Raw genomic sequence first — 18178 nt, forward strand, 5'->3', positions numbered from 1 at the left:
AACGGTGGAATCCCACATGGGGGACGGCGGATCCATGGACGTGGACGACACGCGGTTGGAGGCGATGACCGCGCAGCCGCTGCTGACCCGGGACTACGAGACGCGCCCCGCGCTCGTCTACGAGCGGCTCAGACAGCGGCACGGACCGGTCGCGCCGGTCGATCTGCTGGGCGTACCGGCGTGGTTGGTGCTGGGGTACCGCGAGTCGCTTCAAGTCCTCCAGGACGACGACGCGTGGCCCAAGGGGCTGGAGAACTGGCGGGCCCGGTCGGAGGGCAGGGTTCCCGCCGACTGGCCGCTCGCACCCTCCCTGGAGGTGAACCACGTGCTGATCCAGGGCGGTCCCGGCTACCAGCCGCTGCGGACGGCGTGGGACGCGGCGCTCAAACCCTTCCAGGATCCGCGCCATCCGCAGACCAAGCGGCTGAAAGCGGCCGTCACCGCCCATGCCGACGAGCTGATCACCCTGTTGGGACAGGGCGGCGGCACGGGCGTGGCCGACCTGTCGGCGCAGTTCGCGCGGCCGCTGCCGCTGATGGTGGCAAGCCATCTGCTCGGCTTCCCCGGCTCACAGGGCGACGACGCGCTGATGGACATGTGGCGGGTGCTCGACGCGGGGCCGGACGCGGAACCCGCCCTGGAACGCCTGCTGGAGACCCTGGTGGAACTGGCGGCGGCCAAGCGGTCGCGGCCGGGCGACGACTTCCCCTCCTACCTGCTGGCAGCCCACCCCGACCTCTCCCTCGACGCGCTCGCCCGCGAGCTGTTCATGCTGCTCGGCATGACGTCCGACCACGTCGGCATCCTGATCTCGAACACCGTGGTCGAGGTCATCGCGGGGGAGGGCAGCGCACGGGCGAGTCTGTCCGCCGGGATGGTCAGGGAGACCATGAACCGGGTCGTCATGCGCAAACCGCCCCTGGTGAACTTCGTACCGAGGTTCGCGGCCAAGGACACTCCGCTCGGCAACTACACGATCCGTGAAGGCGATCCGGTCTGGGTGTCCTCCGCCGCCGCGCACGCCGATCCCGTCTTCGCCGACCACGCGGTGGCCAACACGACGATCAGCAGCCGGGCGCACCTCGCGTGGGGCGCGGGCCGACGCCAGTGCCCGGCACGCGAGCTGGCGTCGACGGTCGCGGCGGCAGGGGTGAGCCGCTTGTTCGAGCGCTTCTCCCACCTGGAACTCGCGCTCCCGGTGGACCAACTGCCCTGGCGCTCCTCCCCGTTCATGCGCGGCCTGCGATCGCTGCCCGTGCGCTATGAACTCGCCTCGCCGGTCGCCCCGTTGGCGCCGGAAGGACAGGAGCACGCAACAGGCGCGGAGTCCGACACCCCCGATGTGTCCGGGACGGCGGCGACGGACCAGGCCGTCCAGCGCCGCTCGTCGCTCTGGCGCTACCTGACGGGCCTGATCCGGACGGGCCGTTGAGCCGCCGCCCCCCCCCGCACCGCAATCGACGTACCAGGCGCTCACAGTGCCATGGGGGGATGCGAGCGCGGCACAACTGGTCGGCGGGACCGCGCAGCCGGCTCGTCTCGACGCCGTGATCAGCGGCCTGGGGCAGGCCGGGTTCACCGTGCCGCGCGGCAGAGCCACGGAGTACGAGCAGCACATCCCGTTCCACGCGCTCACCGACGCCTTCGTCGGCGCTGCCCAGGGACGCAGGGACTGAGCAACCCGGCCATCGCGGCGCGGCTGCACCTCAGCCGCCGTACGGTCGAGACGCATCCGTCTGCGTCCGCCGTCTGCCGCACGGGCGGGACACACCGTCCCGCTCGGCCCTGGCCGGCCTCATGACACGCGCCGCCCTCGGCACGGCGGGCTGAACGGGCGGGGTCACAGGGACAGTTCCAGCACGAGCGGGCGATGGTCCGAGATCCCCGTCGCGGGCGTGCGCACTCCGCTCGCCGCCGTCACGCCGACGCCGTTCGCGAGCACATGGTCGAACTGCACGACCGGGCGGTGCGCGGGATAGGTCGGGGTGCGGGCCAGGTCGAACCAGCCACTGGGCGACGGTGGGGTGCGGGTCTTCCCGGGAGCGTTCAGCACGACCCTGGGCAGGGCGCCGATCAGGTTGAAATCGCCCAGCAGCACATGAGGTGGGGGCAGGTCGGCGATCCAGTCGCGGACGGCGAGCAGCTGTGCGACGTTCCAGCCCGGTACGAACGACAGGTGCACCGCCACCGCCGTGAACGGACCGCCCGGTCCCTCCAGTACGGCGGCCAGCGCGGCGCGCGGCTGGTCCCTGACCATCGTGAGCCCGGGCCGCCCGGGCATCTTCAAGGGCATACCGAGGGGCGCCGGGGCCAACCGCCGGGCCCGCCAGTCCCGTACCGGAAACCGGGACAGCAACGCGATCCCGTGCGAGGGGACGTCCGTGGCCGAGCCGGCGTCCTCGGGGCCGTACACCCGCAGCCCGGGCTCGGCCGGGTCGCGGATCCACCCCCGGTCCGCTGTGGAACGGGCGTGGAACGCGCTCGCGTAGCGCCAGTGCTTCAGCCCCGCCGCCTCGGCGGCGACCGGCGCCTGGTCGACCCCGCCCGATCGCTCCTGGAGGCGGTCCAGTTCCTGCAAGGCCAGGACATCGGCCTTCAGGGACAGGACGGCTCGGGCGAGTGGTCCTTCTGCCGGGTTCGCGGGGGAGAGGGATCCTCCGCCCGGCAGCGGCCGACCGTGCAGCACATTGAACGTCGCGAGCCGCACCGGTCGACGGCGCGTGCCCTGGTCCCGCTGATTCCACTGATTCATCGTCAGGCCAGTGTCCCCGTACCGGTCCGGTCCGCGGAAACCGGCGTGAGCAGCTTTCCGCACCCGGGAACCCATGTCACCCTCACCACCCACGTCGCCCGGACCGTCCGGCACCGGCCGAAAAGCGCCCTGGGCCGGGGCGAACATCCAGCAATCCATAGCCAATTTCAGCCGTTGCTTTGTCATCTCCATGACAAAACTGTGTGAGCGATGCCAGTCTGCTCTTGAACGTTCACCGTTCCTTCACACCCCCCACCTGTCGCGCGCCGCCGAGTTCCGACACACCCCTTCGTGGGTCACCTCGTGCAGCGCCCTTCCCTGCTCAGCGCGTTGCCAGCCGGCCACACCCTGCCGGCCCGCTCTCTCGGCCTCGACCACGGGCCGATCGTCGCCAGAAGGAGAAGCCCTTGCTCCCGCCCCACCGCACCTCGCACCGACGCAGATACACCGCGGCGTTGGCGCTCACCGCCGCCGGCACGCTGCTCGCCGCCGGTTTCCACACCGGCGTCGCGTCCGCGGCCCCCCGCGACCGCGGCCACGCGAAGATCGTCGCCACCCCCCGGGCCGCCGCGACCCCGGCGAAGCTGTCTCCCGCCGCGCACGCCGCGCTGCTCAAGAGCGCCACCGCCGCGGTCGGCGACACCGCGAAGATCCTCGACCTCGGCTCCAAGGAGAAGCTGATCGTCAAGGACGTCTCGAAGGACGCCGACGGCACCACACACACCCGCTACGAACGCACCTACGCCGGACTGCCGGTCCTCGGCGGCGACCTCGTCGTACACGTCAGGAACGGTCTGTCCACCGTGTCCGAGGCGAGCAAGGCCGACCTCAAGGTGCCGACCACCACCGCCCGCGTCACGTCCGCCACCGCCGTCCACAAGGCGCTCGCGGTCGCGAAGAAGGCCGACGCCACGCGTCCCGCGGTCGACGGCGCTCCCCGGCTCGTCGTCTGGGCCGCCGGAGCAGAGCCGGTGCTGGCCTGGGAGTCGGTGGTCGGCGGGACCCAGGACGACGGCACGCCGAGCGAGTTCCATGTCATCACCGACGCCACCTCGGGCAAGGCCCTGTTCGACTTCCAGGCGGTGCGTACGGGCACGGGCACGGGCCAGTACAGCGGATCGGTTCCGCTCAGCACCACGCCGTCCGGCTCCACGTACCAGCTGGTGGACGGCGACCGCGCGGGTCACCGCACCTACGACCTGAACCAGGGCACCTCGGGCACCGGCACCCTCTTCACCGATGACAACGATGTCTGGGGAGACGGCACCCAGAGCAACCGGCAGACGGCCGGCGTGGACGTCGCCTTCGGCGCCGCGGCCACCTGGGACTACTACAAGGACGTCTTCGGCCGGAACGGCATCCGCAACGACGGCGTGGCCGCCTACAGCCGGGCGCACTACGGCAACGGCTACGTCAACGCCTTCTGGTCCGACACCTGCTTCTGCATGACGTACGGGGACGGCGCGAGCAACGCGCACCCGCTGACCGCCCTGGACGTCGCCGCGCACGAGATGAGCCACGGCGTGACCGCCGCCACCGCGGGCCTCACCTACTCGGGTGAGTCCGGTGGCCTCAACGAGGCGACCTCGGACATCTTCGCCGCCGCGGTGGAGTTCCACGCCAACCTGTCCGCCGACGTCCCCGACTACCTGGTCGGCGAGAAGATCGACATCAACGGCAACGGCACCCCGCTGCGGTACATGGACAAGCCCTCCAAGGACGGGGCGTCCCGCGACAACTGGGACTCCTCGCTGGGCGGCCTCGACGTCCACTACTCCTCCGGACCGGCCAACCACTTCTTCTACCTGCTCTCCGAGGGCAGCGGCGCCAAGACTGTCAACGGGGTCTCCTACGACAGCCCGACCTACGACGGTGTACCCGTGACCGGCATCGGCATCGAGAACGCCCAGCGGATCTGGTACCGGGCCCTGACCACCTACATGACCTCCAGCACCAACTACGCCGGAGCCCGCACCGCGACCCTCCAGGCCGCCGCCGACCTCTTCGGCGCGTACAGCGACACCTACCTCGCCGTCGCCGCCGCCTGGGCCGGGATCCATGTCGGCGACCGGATCGCGCTGGGTGTCAACGTGGCGCCGATCGACGACCAGACCAGTGGCGTCGGCCAGCAGGTCTCCCTCCAGACCAGCGCCTACACCACCAACTCCGGCGCGGGCCTGACGTATGCGGCCACCGGCCTGCCGGACGGCCTGACGATCAGCGACACCGGCCTGATCTCCGGAATTCCCACCACCACCGGGACCAGCCCCGTGACCGTCACGGTCACCGACAGCACGGGAGCGTCCGTCTCGGTGAGCTTCACCTGGCGGGTGGCGAACATCTACGCCAACAGCACGCGGGTGGACATCCCCGACGCCGGAGCCGCGGTCGAGTCACCCATCACCGTCACCGGCCGGACCGGCAACGCCTCGGCCACCACCCAGGTCTACGTCAAGATCATCCACACCTACCGCGGTGACCTGACGGTCTCCCTGGTGGGCCCCGACGGCACCGTCTACTCGCTCCTGAACCACAGCGGCGGCAGCGCCGACAACGTCGACCAGACCTTCACGGTCGACGCCTCCGCGCAACCGGTCAACGGCACCTGGAAACTGAGGGTCCAGGACACCGCCTCGATCGACGTCGGCTACATCCAGCAGTGGCAGCTCACCCCCTGACCTGTCCGCCCGCCGACCTCGCCCGTCCGGCCCGCCCCGCGCGGTCCGGGCGGGCGAAGGGTCCTCACCGCCGCTCGCCCTGGGCGTCGGGCGTGAGGACCAGCATCGTGACGTCGTCACGCACGGTGGTACAGAACCGTAGGAGGTCCTCCCAGAGGTGGTCGGTGAGGTCGGCCGGCCTCTCCCGGGCCAACGGGGTCAGGCGCTCGGCCAGGGGATAGAAGGCGCCCGTCGCGTCCCGGCTCTCGGACACTCCGTCGGAGCCGAGGAACAGCCGGTCGCCGCGCTCCAGCCGGACGGTGCAGATCTGCGGCGGAGAGATGTCGAAGAACCCGAGACCGAGGGGGGCTCCTGGTTCGAGAACGAGCTCGACAGCCTTGCCGTCGCGCAGCAGAAACGGATGCGGGTGTCCGCAGGACGTCAGACGCACCGCGTCCGCGTCGGCCGAGAACTCCAGCAACAGGGCGGTCGCGAACAGTTCGGCGTGTGCGGTCTGGGCCGAGTCCACGACGAGCCGTCGATCGAGGCGGGCCGCGGCCGACTTCAGGTCGCCCTCGTCGAGCACGGTCTCCCGGAACGCCCCGAGGAGGGAGGCGACGGTCGAGACGGCCGACAGCCCGTGCCCCTGTACATCGCCCATCACCGCCCGCACGCCGTACGGGCCGGCGCGCACATCGAAGAAGTCGCCGCCCACCAGTGTCTCGCGCTGGGCCGCCCGGTAGAACGCCGAGCACTGCACCGGGCCCACGCGTTCGGGAAGCGGCGGCAGTACGGCGAGCTGGGCGGCCTCGGCGACGGTGCGCACCGTGACCAGGTGAGCGTCGCGCCGACTGCGCACCAGGGAGATGACGACGCTCAGGATCGCGACGAACGTGATGGTCAGCAGGTCGGTGTTGCCCGGATGGTTGAGCTGGAGCGGCGGTACGAACAGGAACACGATGATGACGGCGCCGAAGACGGCCGTCGCCACCGGTCCGTAGGAGAGCACGGCCAGCGACGGGATGGCGCCCAGCAGGAAGCCGATGTCCAAGGGGTACCGACTCAGGAGCTCGGCGGCGCAGACCGTCACCAGCAGGGCCGGCGGCAGCACCCGCACCCAGCGCGGTGGTGGTGCTCCGCGCAGCCAGCCTTGGTACTCCCGGCCCCGACGCCGGCGGTCGGCCGTGCCCATAGCACTCCTCCCTACCCCACCACGCTCCTCCTTCCGGGGGTCGTGCGCATCACGGTGGGCCGGGCGGGCCGCCGGACGCCGGGGATTTCCGTGTTCCGCGCGGGGAATTCCCGCTGGTGGTTGAAAATCGCAATTCTCTGAGCATTCCCTTCGGAAGGAAGCGTGTCGGCGTCTGCGCACCACCCGTGGGCGGCTGGGCGTGTGAGGGGTCGGTCGGGGAGGCGGGGCGCTTGGAGAACCAGGAGCCGATCAGGGTGGGCAGCGAGGGGCCGCCGCGCAGGCACCAGAGGGCGATCACCGGGTCGCAGATCGCGCAGCCGAGCGACGAGTGCGTGGCGAACGGGACGATCGGGGCTCCCCGCAGGTAGTGCAGGGCGTCCCAGGCGGTGTGCAGCAGTCAGGCGATGCCGATCCAGACGTACGAGTCGAGGCCGCGATAGGCGCAGTAGGTGACCGCGGCGGTGAAGACGAACTCCCAGGCACCGAAACTGCCACTGCTGAGATAGGCGGCTCCGGCCCCGGCGACCATGACGGCGTTGAACCGCCGCCTCGCGGGCTCCCGGAGCAGGGACATGAGGAACGCGTAGAGAGCGCCGATGAGTACGGGTGTGACGAAGAGCATGAGCGAGACGCTACGAGAGTGATCGCGGCCTCGGCAGTGGCCGGAATGACAGGCTGTGACGGGTTCTCGCCAGCCGGCACCACCGACTCCTTCCCACCGCTGTGACGATCACGTCTCCCCTGCCGCAGCGGGCGCGCATCTCCCGCCGGGTGCCGGTGCCGCAACGGTTTCCTGGTGCATGGAGGACCCGGGGACGCGCCGGGGCGCGGGGTTCGCGCTCGAGCCGAGCCGTGTTCGTCGGACAGGAGGGCGAGCTGCCTCGAGCTCTCCCGGATCAAACAGGTGAACAGGGCGATCAGGTAGACATCGAGAGCGCGCTCAAGGAAGCCATGGCGATCGACCGGGCTCTCGATGTCGCACTGGTCGACCACGACAGCGGAATCTCCCCCGGTGTGCTCGGCGGTGGCCCCGGTCTCGACCTGGAACTCGCCGGGTCCGGCAACACCGAAGCCGTCCGGGCCAACCAGCGCACTCTCGCCGAGGGCGCCCGCCCGCGCGGAGCCCGGCGTCGGACGACCCGTGGGCGATGGGACACTTCTCCCACAGGCGGAGTCGGAACACGGGAAGAGCTGTGATGCGCGGCCGAACGCGGACAAGGACCTCTGGGGCACCGGCGCGTGGACCGGTCGGGGCCGACACCGCCCTGGTGCCGGTCCGTCACTCGGACGCGGCGCGTGCGGCCGTGCTCGTCCTGCACGGGGGCCGGGCCGACAGCCTGGCCCCCTCACGATCCTGGAACGTGGCGGCGCTGCGGATGAGGCCCGTGGTCCGGGCCGTCGCCGCGGCCGTGCCGGACGACGAGGTCTTCCTCGGGCAGGTGCGCTACCGCCTCCAGGGCTGGAACGGTTCACGGGCCGACCCCGTCGGTGACGTCCAGCGGGCACTCGCGGAGCTCGCCCGCCTCGTCGGTGAGGTGCCGGTGATTCTCGTGGGTCATTCGATGGGCGGCCGGGCGGCTCTGCGCGTCGCTGCGGCGACACAGGTAGGGGGAGTGGTGGCGCTGGCGCCCTGGTGTCCGGAGGGCGAACCGGTGGCCCACCTCCAGGACAAGAAGGTGATCGCGCTCCACGGTGACCGCGACCGCGTCACCGATCCGTCGGAGTCGATCGCGCTCGTCCGCCGGGCCAGGGCCGCAGGCTCCCGCGCGGGTGTGCTGCTGGTCAAGGGTGGTGACCACGCCATGCTCCGACGGTACGGAACCTGGCACGGCGCCACGGGGGCGGCCGTCGCCGAACTGCTGCAGCCCGCGGAGCCGCCCGGTGGACTGCTCGCCCGGGCGCTTTCGGAGTCCGACTCCGGCCTGCTCTGACCGGACCTGCCCAAAACCCGGTGCGCCGACCGCTGCGCGCTCCCTACACTCACCCCACAACGCGCGCTCACCGCTCCTGCGGGACATCACGGCGCGCGTCCTGACGAGTGAGGGGAGCCGGGCCGTGCGTCACCGCACCGCTGTCGTCGTTCCCCCTTCGCGCTACGAGGTGATCCTCGTGTCTCCGGGTCCCCGGTGCCGGCTGCGCGGCCGACACCGGTGGTCCGTGACGAACATCTGACCTCTCTCCGCCCGTCACCGGGCAGATCGGCTCCGTACGCCCCGATGGGGATGTGCCGTGGCCGGAGGTCCCCGCACGGCCCGTGGCACGACCGCGGGCCGCTTCGTCCGGGAAATCGCGCCGCCCCATCCGGATCATTCCGAAAGGCCATGGGCCGTGCGTACCGACCTGCACCGTCACCTCGACACCCCGCTCGCCGCCGTCCGCAACCTGGGCATCCTCGCCCACGTCGACGCCGGGAAGACCACCCTCACCGAGCGGATCCTGTACCTCACCGGGACCACCCACAAGCGGGGTGAGGTCCATGACGGCACCACCGTCACCGACTTCGACCCCCAGGAACGCGATCGTGGCATCACCATCTTCGCCGCGGCCGTGAGCTGTGCCTGGGACGCGCACCGGATCAACCTGATCGACACCCCGGGCCACGTCGACTTCTCCGACGAGGTGGCGCGCTCCCTGCGCGTGCTCGACGGCGCGGTGGCGGTCTTCGACGCCGTCGCGGGAGTCGAGCCGCAGAGCGAGGCGGTGTGGCGTCAGGCCGACCGGTACGGCGTGCCGAGGATCGCCTTCGTCAACAAGCTCGACCGCGCCGGTGCCGACCTCGACACCGCGGTCGAGTCGATCAGGGAGCGGCTGCATCCGTCCCCACTGGTAGTCCAGTTGCCGATCGGATCGGAGGCCGGGTTCACCGGTGTGGTGGATCTGCCGCGCATGCGGTCACTGGTCTGGCCCGAAGGCCGCGACACGGTCGAGGAAGGCCCGGTGCCCGAGGTACTGAGGGACGCCGCGCAAAGCCGCCGCCGACAGCTGGAGGAAGCGGTGGCGGAACTCCACCCCGGCGCGCTCGAGGAGTTCTGCGCGGAAGGGACCCTCTCCGCGCGGACCCTGACCGCCGCGCTGCGCGACCTGACCCGTTCCGGCGACGGCGTGGTGGTGCTGTGCGGCTCGGCCTACCGCAATCGCGGGATCGAGCCACTGCTCGATGCCGTGGTGGCCTATCTGCCGTCGCCGCGCGACGTGCCCGCGATACGCGGCACCCGGGACGGTAGGGAACAGGAGCGGTTCGCCGACCCGGCGGCACCGTTCGCGGCACTGGTGTTCAAGGTGAACGGGACCGCCACGGGGCGGCTGACGTATCTGCGTGTCTATTCGGGCACGATCGGGAGGGGAGAGACGGTGTGGGACTCGGGCACGGGGCGCACCGAGCGCATCGGCCGGATCCTGCGGGTCCAGGCCGACCGTCACGCCCCACTGGAGCGGGCGGTGGCGGGCGACATCGTCGCGGTGGTCGGGCTGAAGTCGGCCCGCGCCGGGTCGACCCTGTGCACCCCCGGGGCTCCGTTGGTTCTCGAACCGCCGACCGTCGCCGATCCGGTCGTCTCGGTGGCCGTCGAGGCCGTCGGCAGCGCTGAAGCGGAGCAGTTGGTGTCCGCGTTGACGCGGCTGGTCGAGGAGGATCCCTCGCTGGTCGTGCGCACCGACCCCGAGACCGGCCAGCTGGTCCTGTCGGGCATGGGCGAACTGCATCTGGAGGTGGCGGTGGAGAAGATCCGGCTCGCCCACGGTCTGGACGTCCGGGTCGGCCGGCCGAGGGTGGCCTACCGGGAGACGGTCGTCCGGGGAGTGTCGGGGCTGGTCCACCGGCACGTCAAACAGGACGGCGGCGCCGGTGAGTTCGCCCATGTCGTGCTCGACGTGGAGCCGCTGGAGGACGTCACAGGCGACGGCGACGGCGGCGGCGCGACGCGCTTCGAGTTCCGCTCGACCGTCGTAGGCGGACGGGTGCCGCAGGAGTACGTCCGGGCGCTGGAGGCCGGGTGCCGTGACGCGCTGGCCGACGGGCCGCTCGGCGGGCACCCGGTCACCGGGGTGCGTGTCGTCCTCACCGATGGAGCGACCCATCCGAAGGACTCTTCGGAGCGGGCGTTCCGGACGGCCGGCCGGTTCGCGCTGCGGGAGGCACTGCGCGCCTGCGCGATGGTTCTCCTGGAACCGGTGGCGGACGTCACGGTCACCGTGCCGGACGACGCGGTGGGCGGGGTCCTCGGTGACCTGGCGGCGCGACGCGGGCAGGTCTCGGGCTCCGTCGCGCGGGCGGGCGTCGTGGTGATCACCGCGACCGTGCCGCTGGTCGAGCTGTTCGGCTATGCGACCCGGCTGCGCAGCCGGACCCGGGGCCGGGGAGTCTTCACCGCCCGGCCCGCCGGGTACGCCCCGGCGCCGAGCACGGCGTCGACCGGTACTCCGGCCCGGTGACGCACAGGACGGTCCCGCCCGAAGTCGGGCGGGACCGTCCCGCGGCGCGCCGGTCGCACGCTGCCCGAGGCGGGCGCGTCGGACGACCGCGGTGCGTCAGGCGACCGCGGGATCGAGCAGCCCGGTGCGAAGACGCTTGATGATGCGGGTGATCAGACGCGAGACGTGCATCTGCGAGATGCCGAGTTCCTCGCCGATCTCGGCCTGGGTGCGCTCCTCGACGAAACGCATGTGGATGATCCGGCGCTGACGTTCGTCCAGTTCGGCGATCAGCGGGGCCAGGGACTGGAAGTCGTCGACGAGTTCGAGCGAGGGATCGTCCTCGCCGATGAAGTCCGCGAGAACGGTGTCCCCGTCCGCGCCGTCGTCGGCCGTGAGCGCGGCGTCGAGGGACGAGGAGTTGTAGCCGTTGGAGGCCTTGCGCGCCTCGATGACCTCCTCCTCGGAGAGGGACATCAGCGCGGCCAGCTCACGCGTGGTCGGGGTGCGGCCCAGGCGGGTGCGCAGTTCTTCCGTCGCCTTGGCGAGTTCGATCCGCGCCTCCTGAAGACGCCGGGGAACGTGGACGGCCCAGCTGGTGTCGCGGAAGAAACGCTTGATCTCGCCGACGATGTACGGAACGGCGAAGGAGGTGAACTCGACCTCGCGGGTCAGCTCGAAACGGTCGATCGCCTTGATGAGCCCGATCGTGCCGACCTGGACGATGTCCTCCATCTCGTCCTGGTTGCGGCTGCGGAAGCGGGCCGCCGCGTACCGCACGAGGGAGAGGTTCATCTCGATGAGTGTGTTGCGCGCGTACTGGTAGTCGTGCGTGCCTTCCTCCAGCACGGCCAGCCGGTCGAAGAACTGACGCGACAACGCGCGCGCGTCCTTCGGGCTGATCTTCAGCGGCTCGTCGATCAGGGGGAGTACCTCCTCCTGTGCCGTCCCTGCCTGCTGTGCCGTGTTGGTTGCCTTCGCTGCCGTCACGGCTGCCATGCGGTCCACCCCTGTTCGTTCGAAGGAATTGAAGACAGAGCCCGTCTGCCCCGTCTCAAGCCAGTCATGCCACCCAAGCTCCGAAACCCGCGGAACGCCTCGTTTCCGCGGCCCGCCGGACGTGGCGTCAGTACTCCTTCTCGCCGAAGCCCTCTGCCGGATGCACGCCGACGGCAACCGCCGCCGCCTACAGTGGGATCCGAGGTGAGCCAGTGGGCATGGAGCAGGGAGAAGACGGAGCGCGTTCGCCCCTCGTCCGAGACCGGGCGGAGCCGTTCGCGCACCCCGCGCTCCTGTACCGCTCCGAGCAGGAGTACGCGGAAGGCACGCTGCCTTTCGTGTCCGAGGGCCTCGCGACCGGCCTGCCTGTGGCGGTGGCGGCACCTCCGTCCCGACTGTCGCTGCTCAAGGCGGAACTCGGACCAGTCGCCCACGAGGTCCGCTGGATCGACATGACACAGGCCGGCCGGAACCCCGGCCGGATCATCCCCGCCGTCCTGCGATCCTTCGTCGACGCCCACCCCGGACGCCCTGTGCGCATCATCGGGGAGCCGGTCTGGGACGGTCGCACGCCGCTCGAGTACCCGGCCTGCGTCCAGCACGAAGCCCTCATCAACACGGCGTTCCACGGCCGCGACGCGACCATCCTCTGCCCGTACGACGCCCGAACCCTCTCCGACGACGTGATCACCGACGCACACGCCACGCACCCCGTGGTGATCAGCGACGGGCGGCCGGGCGTCAGTCACGCCTACGATCCCGAACGCGTCCTCGCGCGCTACAACGAGACCCTGCCGTATCCGCCGGGAGCGGCCACGGTCCGCTTCGCCGCCGGAATGCTGCCCGCCGCACGCGACTTCGCGCTGCGCGAGGCACGGGAGCGGGGGATGGCGCCGCCCCGGCTGCAGGATCTGAACCTCGTCGTCGCGGAGTTGACGACCAACAGCGTGGTGCACGGAGGCGGTTCGGGGACGCTGCGGATCTGGGCCGAGAGCGAGCAGATCGTCTGCGAGGTGCGTGACGAGGGACACCTGACCGACCCCCTGGCCGGCCGCCGCCCGGTGCGCCCGGACCAACTCGGCGGACGGGGGCTGCTCCTCGTCCACTTCCTGTCCGACCTGGTACGCGTCCACACCGCCACGTCCGGAACGACGGTACGCAGCTACCTCGCCCGGAGATGACCGCGATCGCTCCGCACGGTGGCCGGCCGTGCCCCTCGCTGCTCGCCGTACTCGCTCTACTCGCCGCGGTGCCGCCTACTCGCCACGGTGCCGCCAGTACCAGACCAGGACCGCGACGAGCCCGCAGAGATAGACCAGGGGCAAGACCAGACCCGGGACACGGGCCGCGTTCACGAACCGGCTCCGAAGGGGGAACGGGCCGATACGGCCGGGGTGTGTGCCATTGCTGTCCGCTTTCGACGAGCTGAGGGCCGGTGGGGGCGTGTGCGGCCCGGGTGGTGGGCTCCATGATGACGGCAGGACCCGCGGTTCGGCCCCGCGCAGTCGTGTCGACAGGATTCCTGGGGGCACTCGGACTCCACCATCACTTCGGAAGAGGAGAGTTCATGCTCGGAATCGTTGCGGCGATCGTGCTGTTCATCGCGTTCTTGATCAATGCCGCGGACCTCTCGACGAACGACGTCTTCACGTCGACCAACGTCATGCTCATAGGGCTGGCCCTGCTCGCCCTGCACGTCTCCGGCGTCGGCGGCGGCTGGGCGACCCGCGGGCGCAGGCGCTGACACCTGGGGTGGACGATTCAGGAGGGGGCGTGTGGGTCTTCGGAACGTCCGGATCGACCGCGAGACCCTGGACCCCGTATACCTGGCCCGGGTCGGCAGCTACTACCGAAGCCTGCCGCCCCGACGACTCGCCTGATGTCATGGTCCCCGAGCGGACGACATCGCAGCCCAAGGAGCCCGAGTGACCTACGACGTCGGCGCGTTGCGCGCCCAGATCCCCGCCCTGCGGACCGGCATCGCGTATTTCGACGGTCCGGGCGGCACCCAGACGCCGGCGCCGGTCGGCGCGGCGATCGCCGACGCGCTCACCCGCCCGCTGTCGAACCGGGGGAGTGTCACGGCGGGAGAGGCGAACGCGGAGGCTCTCGTCGGGGAGTTCCGGCAGACCATGGCCGACCTGTTGGGCGGGGAACCCTCGGGAGTCGTCTTCGGCCGCAGCGCCACCCAACTCACGTACGACTTCTCCCGGGCGCTGGCCAAGGACTGGGCCCCCGGCGACGAGATCGTGGTGAGCCGTCTCGACCACGACGCCAACATCCGCCCCTGGATCCAGGCCGCGGAGCGGACCGGCGCCCGGGTGCGATGGGCCGACTTCGATCCGGTCACCGGTGAACTCCCGCCCGCGGCCGTGGGTGACCTGCTCACCGAACGCACCCGGCTGGTCGCCGTCACCGCCGCCTCCAATCTGATCGGCACGCTCCCCGACGTCGCGGAGATCGCCCGTCTGGTCCACCGCACGGACGCACTGCTCTACGTCGACGGCGTGCACTACACGGCGCACACGTTCGTGGACCTCGCGCGACTCGGCGCCGACTTCTTCGTCTGCTCGCCGTACAAGTTCCTCGGCCCGCACCACGGCGTGCTCGCCGCCGCTCCGGCCCTGCTGGAGACGCTGCGTCCCGACAAGCTGCTGCCCTCCTCCGACGCGGTCCCGGAGCGTTTCGAGCTCGGGACGCTGCCCTACGAGCTCCTCGCCGGCACCCGCGCCGCCGTCGACCTGCTCGCCGGTCTCGGGACCGGTCCGGCGGACGACCGGCGCACCCGGCTGCGGTCCGCGTTCGCGTCGGTCGAGCGGCACGAGCGAGCGCTGCGGGACCGGATGGAGAACGGCCTCGCCGCACTCGCGGGCGTCACGATCCGCTCCCGGGCGGCCGACCGCACGCCCACCCTGCTCCTGACCTTCGACGACCGAGACACGGACGACGCCTACCGCTTCCTGGCGGCGCGGAGCGTGCACGCGCCCGCGGGAACCTTCTACGCGCTGGAGGCATCGCGCCACCTCGGCCTGGGCGACACCGGAGGCCTGCGCCTCGGACTGTCGCCGTACAACGACGAGGACGACGTGGAACGGCTGCTGGAGGGCCTGGCGGCATTCCTGAAGGCGTGACCACCGGCACTTCCTAGGCGGCGGGCCCCCGGGACGCCATGTTCGCGGGGGTCGACACCGGTACTCCGAGGGGGCGGGCGAGGCCGATCACGCCTTCGTCCAGGCGCTGCAGATGCCGCAGCACCCGGTCGGTGACGCGGTCGTGCCGGGGAAGGCCCGGCCGGTCCGTCTCCAGCATGGACGCGAGGCTGGGCCCGGTCTCGGCCACGCCTTCGGTGTCGTCGTCCTCGACGCGTGCGACCAGGACGTCGATGTTGCGCGCGATGCGCCGGCCCGCCCCCTTGAGCCGGGGATCGGCCGCGACGGTCTTGCTGTAGGGCAACAGCTCGGCCGTCGCCGCCAGGGAACGCGCGTGGTACGCGCACGTCTCCAGGAGCGCCACGAGATAGCGCGCGGTCTGCCGGCGGGCTCGCAGCGGGGTGATCGGATGGGTCAACGGCTGCGTGGAGGACCGTAGATCGTCCAGAGCCGTGTCGAGATCCCGCGCCTTGTCCAGCAGCTCGATCGCCGGGCCGCCGCTCAGCTGGTCGACCGCCGCACCGGTGACCTCCCCGAGCCGCTTCAGAACCGTGGCGAGCAGTTCGTCGGTACGGCGGTCCGTGTTCACCGGCAGCACCAGGGCGGCCGCGATGACACCACAGGTGGCGCCGAGCGCCGTTTCCTCGATACGAAGGACGAGCACCCCGGTGCTGTAGGTGTTGAGCAGCGTGTACAGCAGGCCCAGCATCGCCGTGACGAAGAAGGACATCAGGGCGTACGACAGCGGCGCGGTGAAGAACATCGCGAAGATGAACAGCAGCACCAGGGCGAACGCGGTCCAGGTATGGGAGCCGACCAGACTCGCCAGCAGGGCACCGGCGATGACGCCGAGGACGGTGCCGAGCAGCCGCCGGTACCCCTTGACCAGGATCTCTCCGGTGGACGCCGTGTTCAGGAAGACCACCCAGCAGGTCAGCACGGCCCAGTACCAGCGCTGACTGGAGAGGAACTCCCCACCGACGATGGCCAGGGCCGAACCCACCGACACCTGGACCGCGGTACGGGTCGTCGGACGCTTCCACCCCGTGGGGTCGTGCGCGCCCTCCCCGTCCTCCTCCTCTTCCTTGGCGATGGCGACGTCCTCGGCGTCCAACTCCTCACGGGAACGGGTCGTCGAGGGTGTGTCGTCGGACTCGTCCTGCGGTCCGTCGATGGCGAGTCGCAGTCCCAGGACGGAACGCCCCGTCTCCCCGATCCCGCGGAAGACGTCCTGGACGGCCGCCGAGGCGCGCGGCAGGTTCTCCTCGTCGCGGTAACCGAGCAGCCGGTTGCGCACATGGGCCATCCCGGTGCCGCGGTCCTCGGCGACCGGCCGCAGGACGAGCAGGCGCAGCGCTTCGAGATCACGGCGCAGGGTGGCGGTGGTGCCGTCCTGCGCCCGGAGCCGGTCGCTCGCCGCGGGCACGGGCGCGTTCGGCAGATGCAGGGTGAGCGTGTCGGCGCGTTCCGCGCTGCGGGCGGTCAGGATGAGCACCCCGAGCCGCTCGGCGGCGATCTCTGCGTCGGCGATCCGCCGCTGCACGAGCGCGGCGGTGACGCTGTCGCTGGTCCCCTCCGCCAGCCGTCCCTGGATCATCATCGCGCTCTCGTGGAGCCGGGCGGTGTGCCGCCTGACCTCATCGAGAGCCTTCTCCGCCCGGTCAGGGCCGGCGTCCAGCAACTCGATCTGGGCGGCCACCAGTTGCGCCAGACGGGCCCGGAAGGCCACGCGCAACCGACGCAGCACACGCTCGGGCGTCTCCGGTACGACGACGAAACGCACCAGCGCGCTGCACACGAACGCGACGATCACGGTCCCGCACAGTCCCGGCAGACCGGGGACACCGGCCCTGACGAACAGCGACACGAAGTAGACCTGGAACCCGATGAGGCCCAGCGCCGTTCCGCGATCACCGAAGCGGCGGCTGTACACGGCGGCGAAGATCAGCGCCAGGAAGAAGAGGTCACCCGCGACCACGTGGGTGCTGAGCAGTGCCCCCAGCGACATCGCGGCGAGTGCCACGACCAGCCCGAGCGCGAGTGTGACGGCCTGTTGGCGCCGCTGCTTCTCCTTGATGGCGAAGGTCGCGGCCATGGCCGAGATGGAACCGGCAACCAAGTGAGTCTTACCGGCCCCGAGCAGCGCCAGTACGGCGAGCGTGAGCGCGATGGCCCCCACCGTCCGCAGCCCGGCCATGAGCCGCAGCAGCCCGGGGTCCGATGCCGCGAATCGGTCCCAGATCCTCGTCCGGCCCGGCCGTGTCGCTGTCCTCACGCTGGTGTTCTGCCTCGCTCTCCGCCATGATCAGCGGTTCCAGCATGGCACGTGTCGACGCCCGTGCGTCCTTCCCGGCGTCCGCGGCGACTCCGGGCTCAGTCGGCCTCGCTCAGCGCGGGCGTCAACTGCGCCCGGGGACGGGGAGGTTCTCCCGTCACGGGACCGTGGACCGCCGCGCCGCGTTCGCGCGCGGTGCGCACGGCGAGCGGTACGAGCACCTCGGGCACACCGTGGACGAGATGGCAGAACCGGTCGGGCGGGTGCCGGGCGGTCCACGCCGGTGTGCTGAACGCCGACACATAGGTCGTCCAGTGCCCCTCGAAGGTCACCGTCAGGTCGGCGACGCGCGTGTACCCCGGCGCCGGGTGCACCCCGGGATCGAGCACGACGGTCGTGGTGCCAGCCGGCGTACCGCACGCACCAGCCTTCGGCAGGCGGGCAGTTCGGCCGGGTCCGAGGTCACCCGGTCCAGGAAGCAGCCGTCGGCCCCGAGCAGGCTCACGGCACCCGGCCGCCTTCCGGCCGCGCGGACGTCGCCGCCCAGAGCGCGGCCAGCGACTCCTTCAGGGCGTACGACGGCCGCCAGTCCAGGCTGTCGTGTAGACCGGACCGCCGTTGGAGTTGGCGCTGTCGCTGAACTCGGCGTAGAAGTACGAGGAGAAGCCGATGTTGCCGTTGCAGCCGGAGTCGGCGGCGATCTGCAGAGTGGATCGCATGGCCCGGGAGGCTGGGCAAACCGCG

General features: G+C 71.1%; 14 protein-coding genes and 2 pseudogenes. 9 read left to right on the plus strand and 7 right to left on the minus strand.

All coding sequences use genetic code 11. The annotated features are described in order from the left end of the window. The first annotated feature begins 16 nt into the window (after nt 1–16). Both ACZ7M2_RS28060 and ACZ7M2_RS28065 read left to right on the plus strand, forming a co-directional pair. A complete protein-coding gene (locus ACZ7M2_RS28060) occupies nt 17–1432 on the plus strand; it encodes a cytochrome P450 (RefSeq protein ID WP_471597624.1) in 1416 nt (471 codons plus the stop codon). Nucleotides 1433–1478: 46 nt separating this feature from the next. Continuing rightward, nucleotides 1479–1676, plus strand: a complete 198-nt coding sequence (locus tag ACZ7M2_RS28065) for a hypothetical protein (protein WP_471597625.1) — start codon at nt 1479–1481, stop codon at nt 1674–1676. A gap of 164 nt (nt 1677–1840) precedes the next feature. Here the strand turns inward: ACZ7M2_RS28065 and ACZ7M2_RS28070 are convergent, their stop codons facing one another. Then, nucleotides 1841–2752 (minus strand): endonuclease/exonuclease/phosphatase family protein, encoded by a 912-nt coding sequence (locus ACZ7M2_RS28070; RefSeq protein ID WP_471597626.1) that lies wholly within the window; start codon nt 2750–2752, stop codon nt 1841–1843. 407 nt (nt 2753–3159) lie between these two features. Between ACZ7M2_RS28070 and ACZ7M2_RS28075 the strand changes: the two genes are divergently transcribed. Then, complete coding sequence (locus tag ACZ7M2_RS28075; RefSeq protein WP_471597627.1) at nt 3160–5430, plus strand: M4 family metallopeptidase; 2271 nt, start codon at nt 3160–3162, stop codon at nt 5428–5430. Between the two features lie 64 nt (nt 5431–5494). Here ACZ7M2_RS28075 and ACZ7M2_RS28080 read toward each other — a convergent pair whose 3' ends face one another. Then, nucleotides 5495–6601 (minus strand): PP2C family protein-serine/threonine phosphatase, encoded by a 1107-nt coding sequence (locus ACZ7M2_RS28080; protein ID WP_471597628.1) that lies wholly within the window; start codon nt 6599–6601, stop codon nt 5495–5497. Between the two features lie 247 nt (nt 6602–6848). After that, nucleotides 6849–7223: pseudogene (locus ACZ7M2_RS28085) on the minus strand (DUF6010 family protein); the annotation flags it as partial. 329 nt (nt 7224–7552) lie between these two features. On the opposite strand from ACZ7M2_RS28085, the gene ACZ7M2_RS28090 reads away from it, so the two are divergent. From ACZ7M2_RS28090 to fusA, 3 genes are all read left to right on the plus strand, one after another. Beyond that, on the plus strand, nt 7553–7798 hold the full coding sequence (locus ACZ7M2_RS28090; RefSeq protein WP_471597833.1) for a hypothetical protein: 246 nt from the start codon (nt 7553–7555) through the stop codon (nt 7796–7798). 71 nt (nt 7799–7869) lie between these two features. Further along, a complete protein-coding gene (locus tag ACZ7M2_RS28095) occupies nt 7870–8532 on the plus strand; it encodes an alpha/beta hydrolase (protein ID WP_403692378.1) in 663 nt (220 codons plus the stop codon). Nucleotides 8533–8941: 409 nt separating this feature from the next. Further along, a complete protein-coding gene (gene fusA / locus ACZ7M2_RS28100; protein WP_471597821.1) occupies nt 8942–11032 on the plus strand; it encodes an elongation factor G in 2091 nt (696 codons plus the stop codon). 96 nt (nt 11033–11128) lie between these two features. On the opposite strand, the gene ACZ7M2_RS28105 is transcribed toward fusA, so the two are convergent. Next, complete coding sequence (locus ACZ7M2_RS28105) at nt 11129–12010, minus strand: RNA polymerase sigma factor SigF (RefSeq protein ID WP_352047092.1); 882 nt, start codon at nt 12008–12010, stop codon at nt 11129–11131. A 218-nt stretch (nt 12011–12228) separates the two neighbouring features. Between ACZ7M2_RS28105 and ACZ7M2_RS28110 the strand changes: the two genes are divergently transcribed. The 3 genes from ACZ7M2_RS28110 to ACZ7M2_RS28120 all read left to right on the plus strand — a co-directional run bounded on the left by ACZ7M2_RS28110 (nt 12229) and on the right by ACZ7M2_RS28120 (nt 15141). Then, nucleotides 12229–13191: an anti-sigma factor RsbA family regulatory protein gene (locus ACZ7M2_RS28110; RefSeq protein WP_471597629.1), complete on the plus strand. Its 963-nt coding sequence runs from the start codon at nt 12229–12231 to the stop codon at nt 13189–13191. Between the two features lie 386 nt (nt 13192–13577). Then, nucleotides 13578–13754: a hypothetical protein gene (locus tag ACZ7M2_RS28115; RefSeq protein WP_095856747.1), complete on the plus strand. Its 177-nt coding sequence runs from the start codon at nt 13578–13580 to the stop codon at nt 13752–13754. Between the two features lie 181 nt (nt 13755–13935). Continuing rightward, a complete protein-coding gene (locus ACZ7M2_RS28120; RefSeq protein WP_471597630.1) occupies nt 13936–15141 on the plus strand; it encodes a cysteine desulfurase-like protein in 1206 nt (401 codons plus the stop codon). 13 nt (nt 15142–15154) lie between these two features. On the opposite strand, the gene ACZ7M2_RS28125 is transcribed toward ACZ7M2_RS28120, so the two are convergent. The 3 genes and pseudogenes from ACZ7M2_RS28125 to ACZ7M2_RS28135 all read right to left on the minus strand — a co-directional run bounded on the left by ACZ7M2_RS28125 (nt 15155) and on the right by ACZ7M2_RS28135 (nt 18153). After that, nucleotides 15155–17434, minus strand: coding sequence for an FUSC family protein (locus tag ACZ7M2_RS28125; protein WP_471597631.1), 2280 nt, complete (start codon nt 17432–17434; stop codon nt 15155–15157). A 98-nt stretch (nt 17435–17532) separates the two neighbouring features. Next, nucleotides 17533–17924 (minus strand): annotated as a pseudogene (locus ACZ7M2_RS28130) (spherulation-specific family 4 protein); the annotation flags it as partial. 76 nt (nt 17925–18000) lie between these two features. Further along, nucleotides 18001–18153 carry a hypothetical protein gene (locus ACZ7M2_RS28135; RefSeq protein WP_471597834.1) on the minus strand — a complete coding sequence of 51 codons (153 nt, stop codon included), beginning with the start codon at nt 18151–18153 and terminating at the stop codon, nt 18001–18003. Between the last annotated feature and the right edge of the window lie 25 nt (nt 18154–18178).

The sequence above is a fragment of the Streptomyces sp. NPDC111507 genome (assembly GCF_055638955.1).

What these genes read in the sequence shown, in the direction of transcription:
- ACZ7M2_RS28135 (WP_471597834.1), bottom strand. Translation starts at nt 18,153, where the DNA reads ATGCGATCCACTCTGCAGATCGCCGCCGACTCCGGCTGCAACGGCAAC.
- ACZ7M2_RS28105 (WP_352047092.1), bottom strand. Translation starts at nt 12,010, where the DNA reads ATGGCAGCCGTGACGGCAGCGAAGGCAACCAACACGGCACAGCAGGCA.
- ACZ7M2_RS28115 (WP_095856747.1), top strand. Translation starts at nt 13,578, where the DNA reads ATGCTCGGAATCGTTGCGGCGATCGTGCTGTTCATCGCGTTCTTGATC.
- ACZ7M2_RS28110 (WP_471597629.1), top strand. Translation starts at nt 12,229, where the DNA reads ATGGAGCAGGGAGAAGACGGAGCGCGTTCGCCCCTCGTCCGAGACCGG.
- ACZ7M2_RS28070 (WP_471597626.1), bottom strand. Translation starts at nt 2,752, where the DNA reads ATGAATCAGTGGAATCAGCGGGACCAGGGCACGCGCCGTCGACCGGTG.
- ACZ7M2_RS28060 (WP_471597624.1), top strand. Translation starts at nt 17, where the DNA reads ATGGGGGACGGCGGATCCATGGACGTGGACGACACGCGGTTGGAGGCG.
- ACZ7M2_RS28090 (WP_471597833.1), top strand. Translation starts at nt 7,553, where the DNA reads ATGGCGATCGACCGGGCTCTCGATGTCGCACTGGTCGACCACGACAGC.
- ACZ7M2_RS28080 (WP_471597628.1), bottom strand. Translation starts at nt 6,601, where the DNA reads ATGGGCACGGCCGACCGCCGGCGTCGGGGCCGGGAGTACCAAGGCTGG.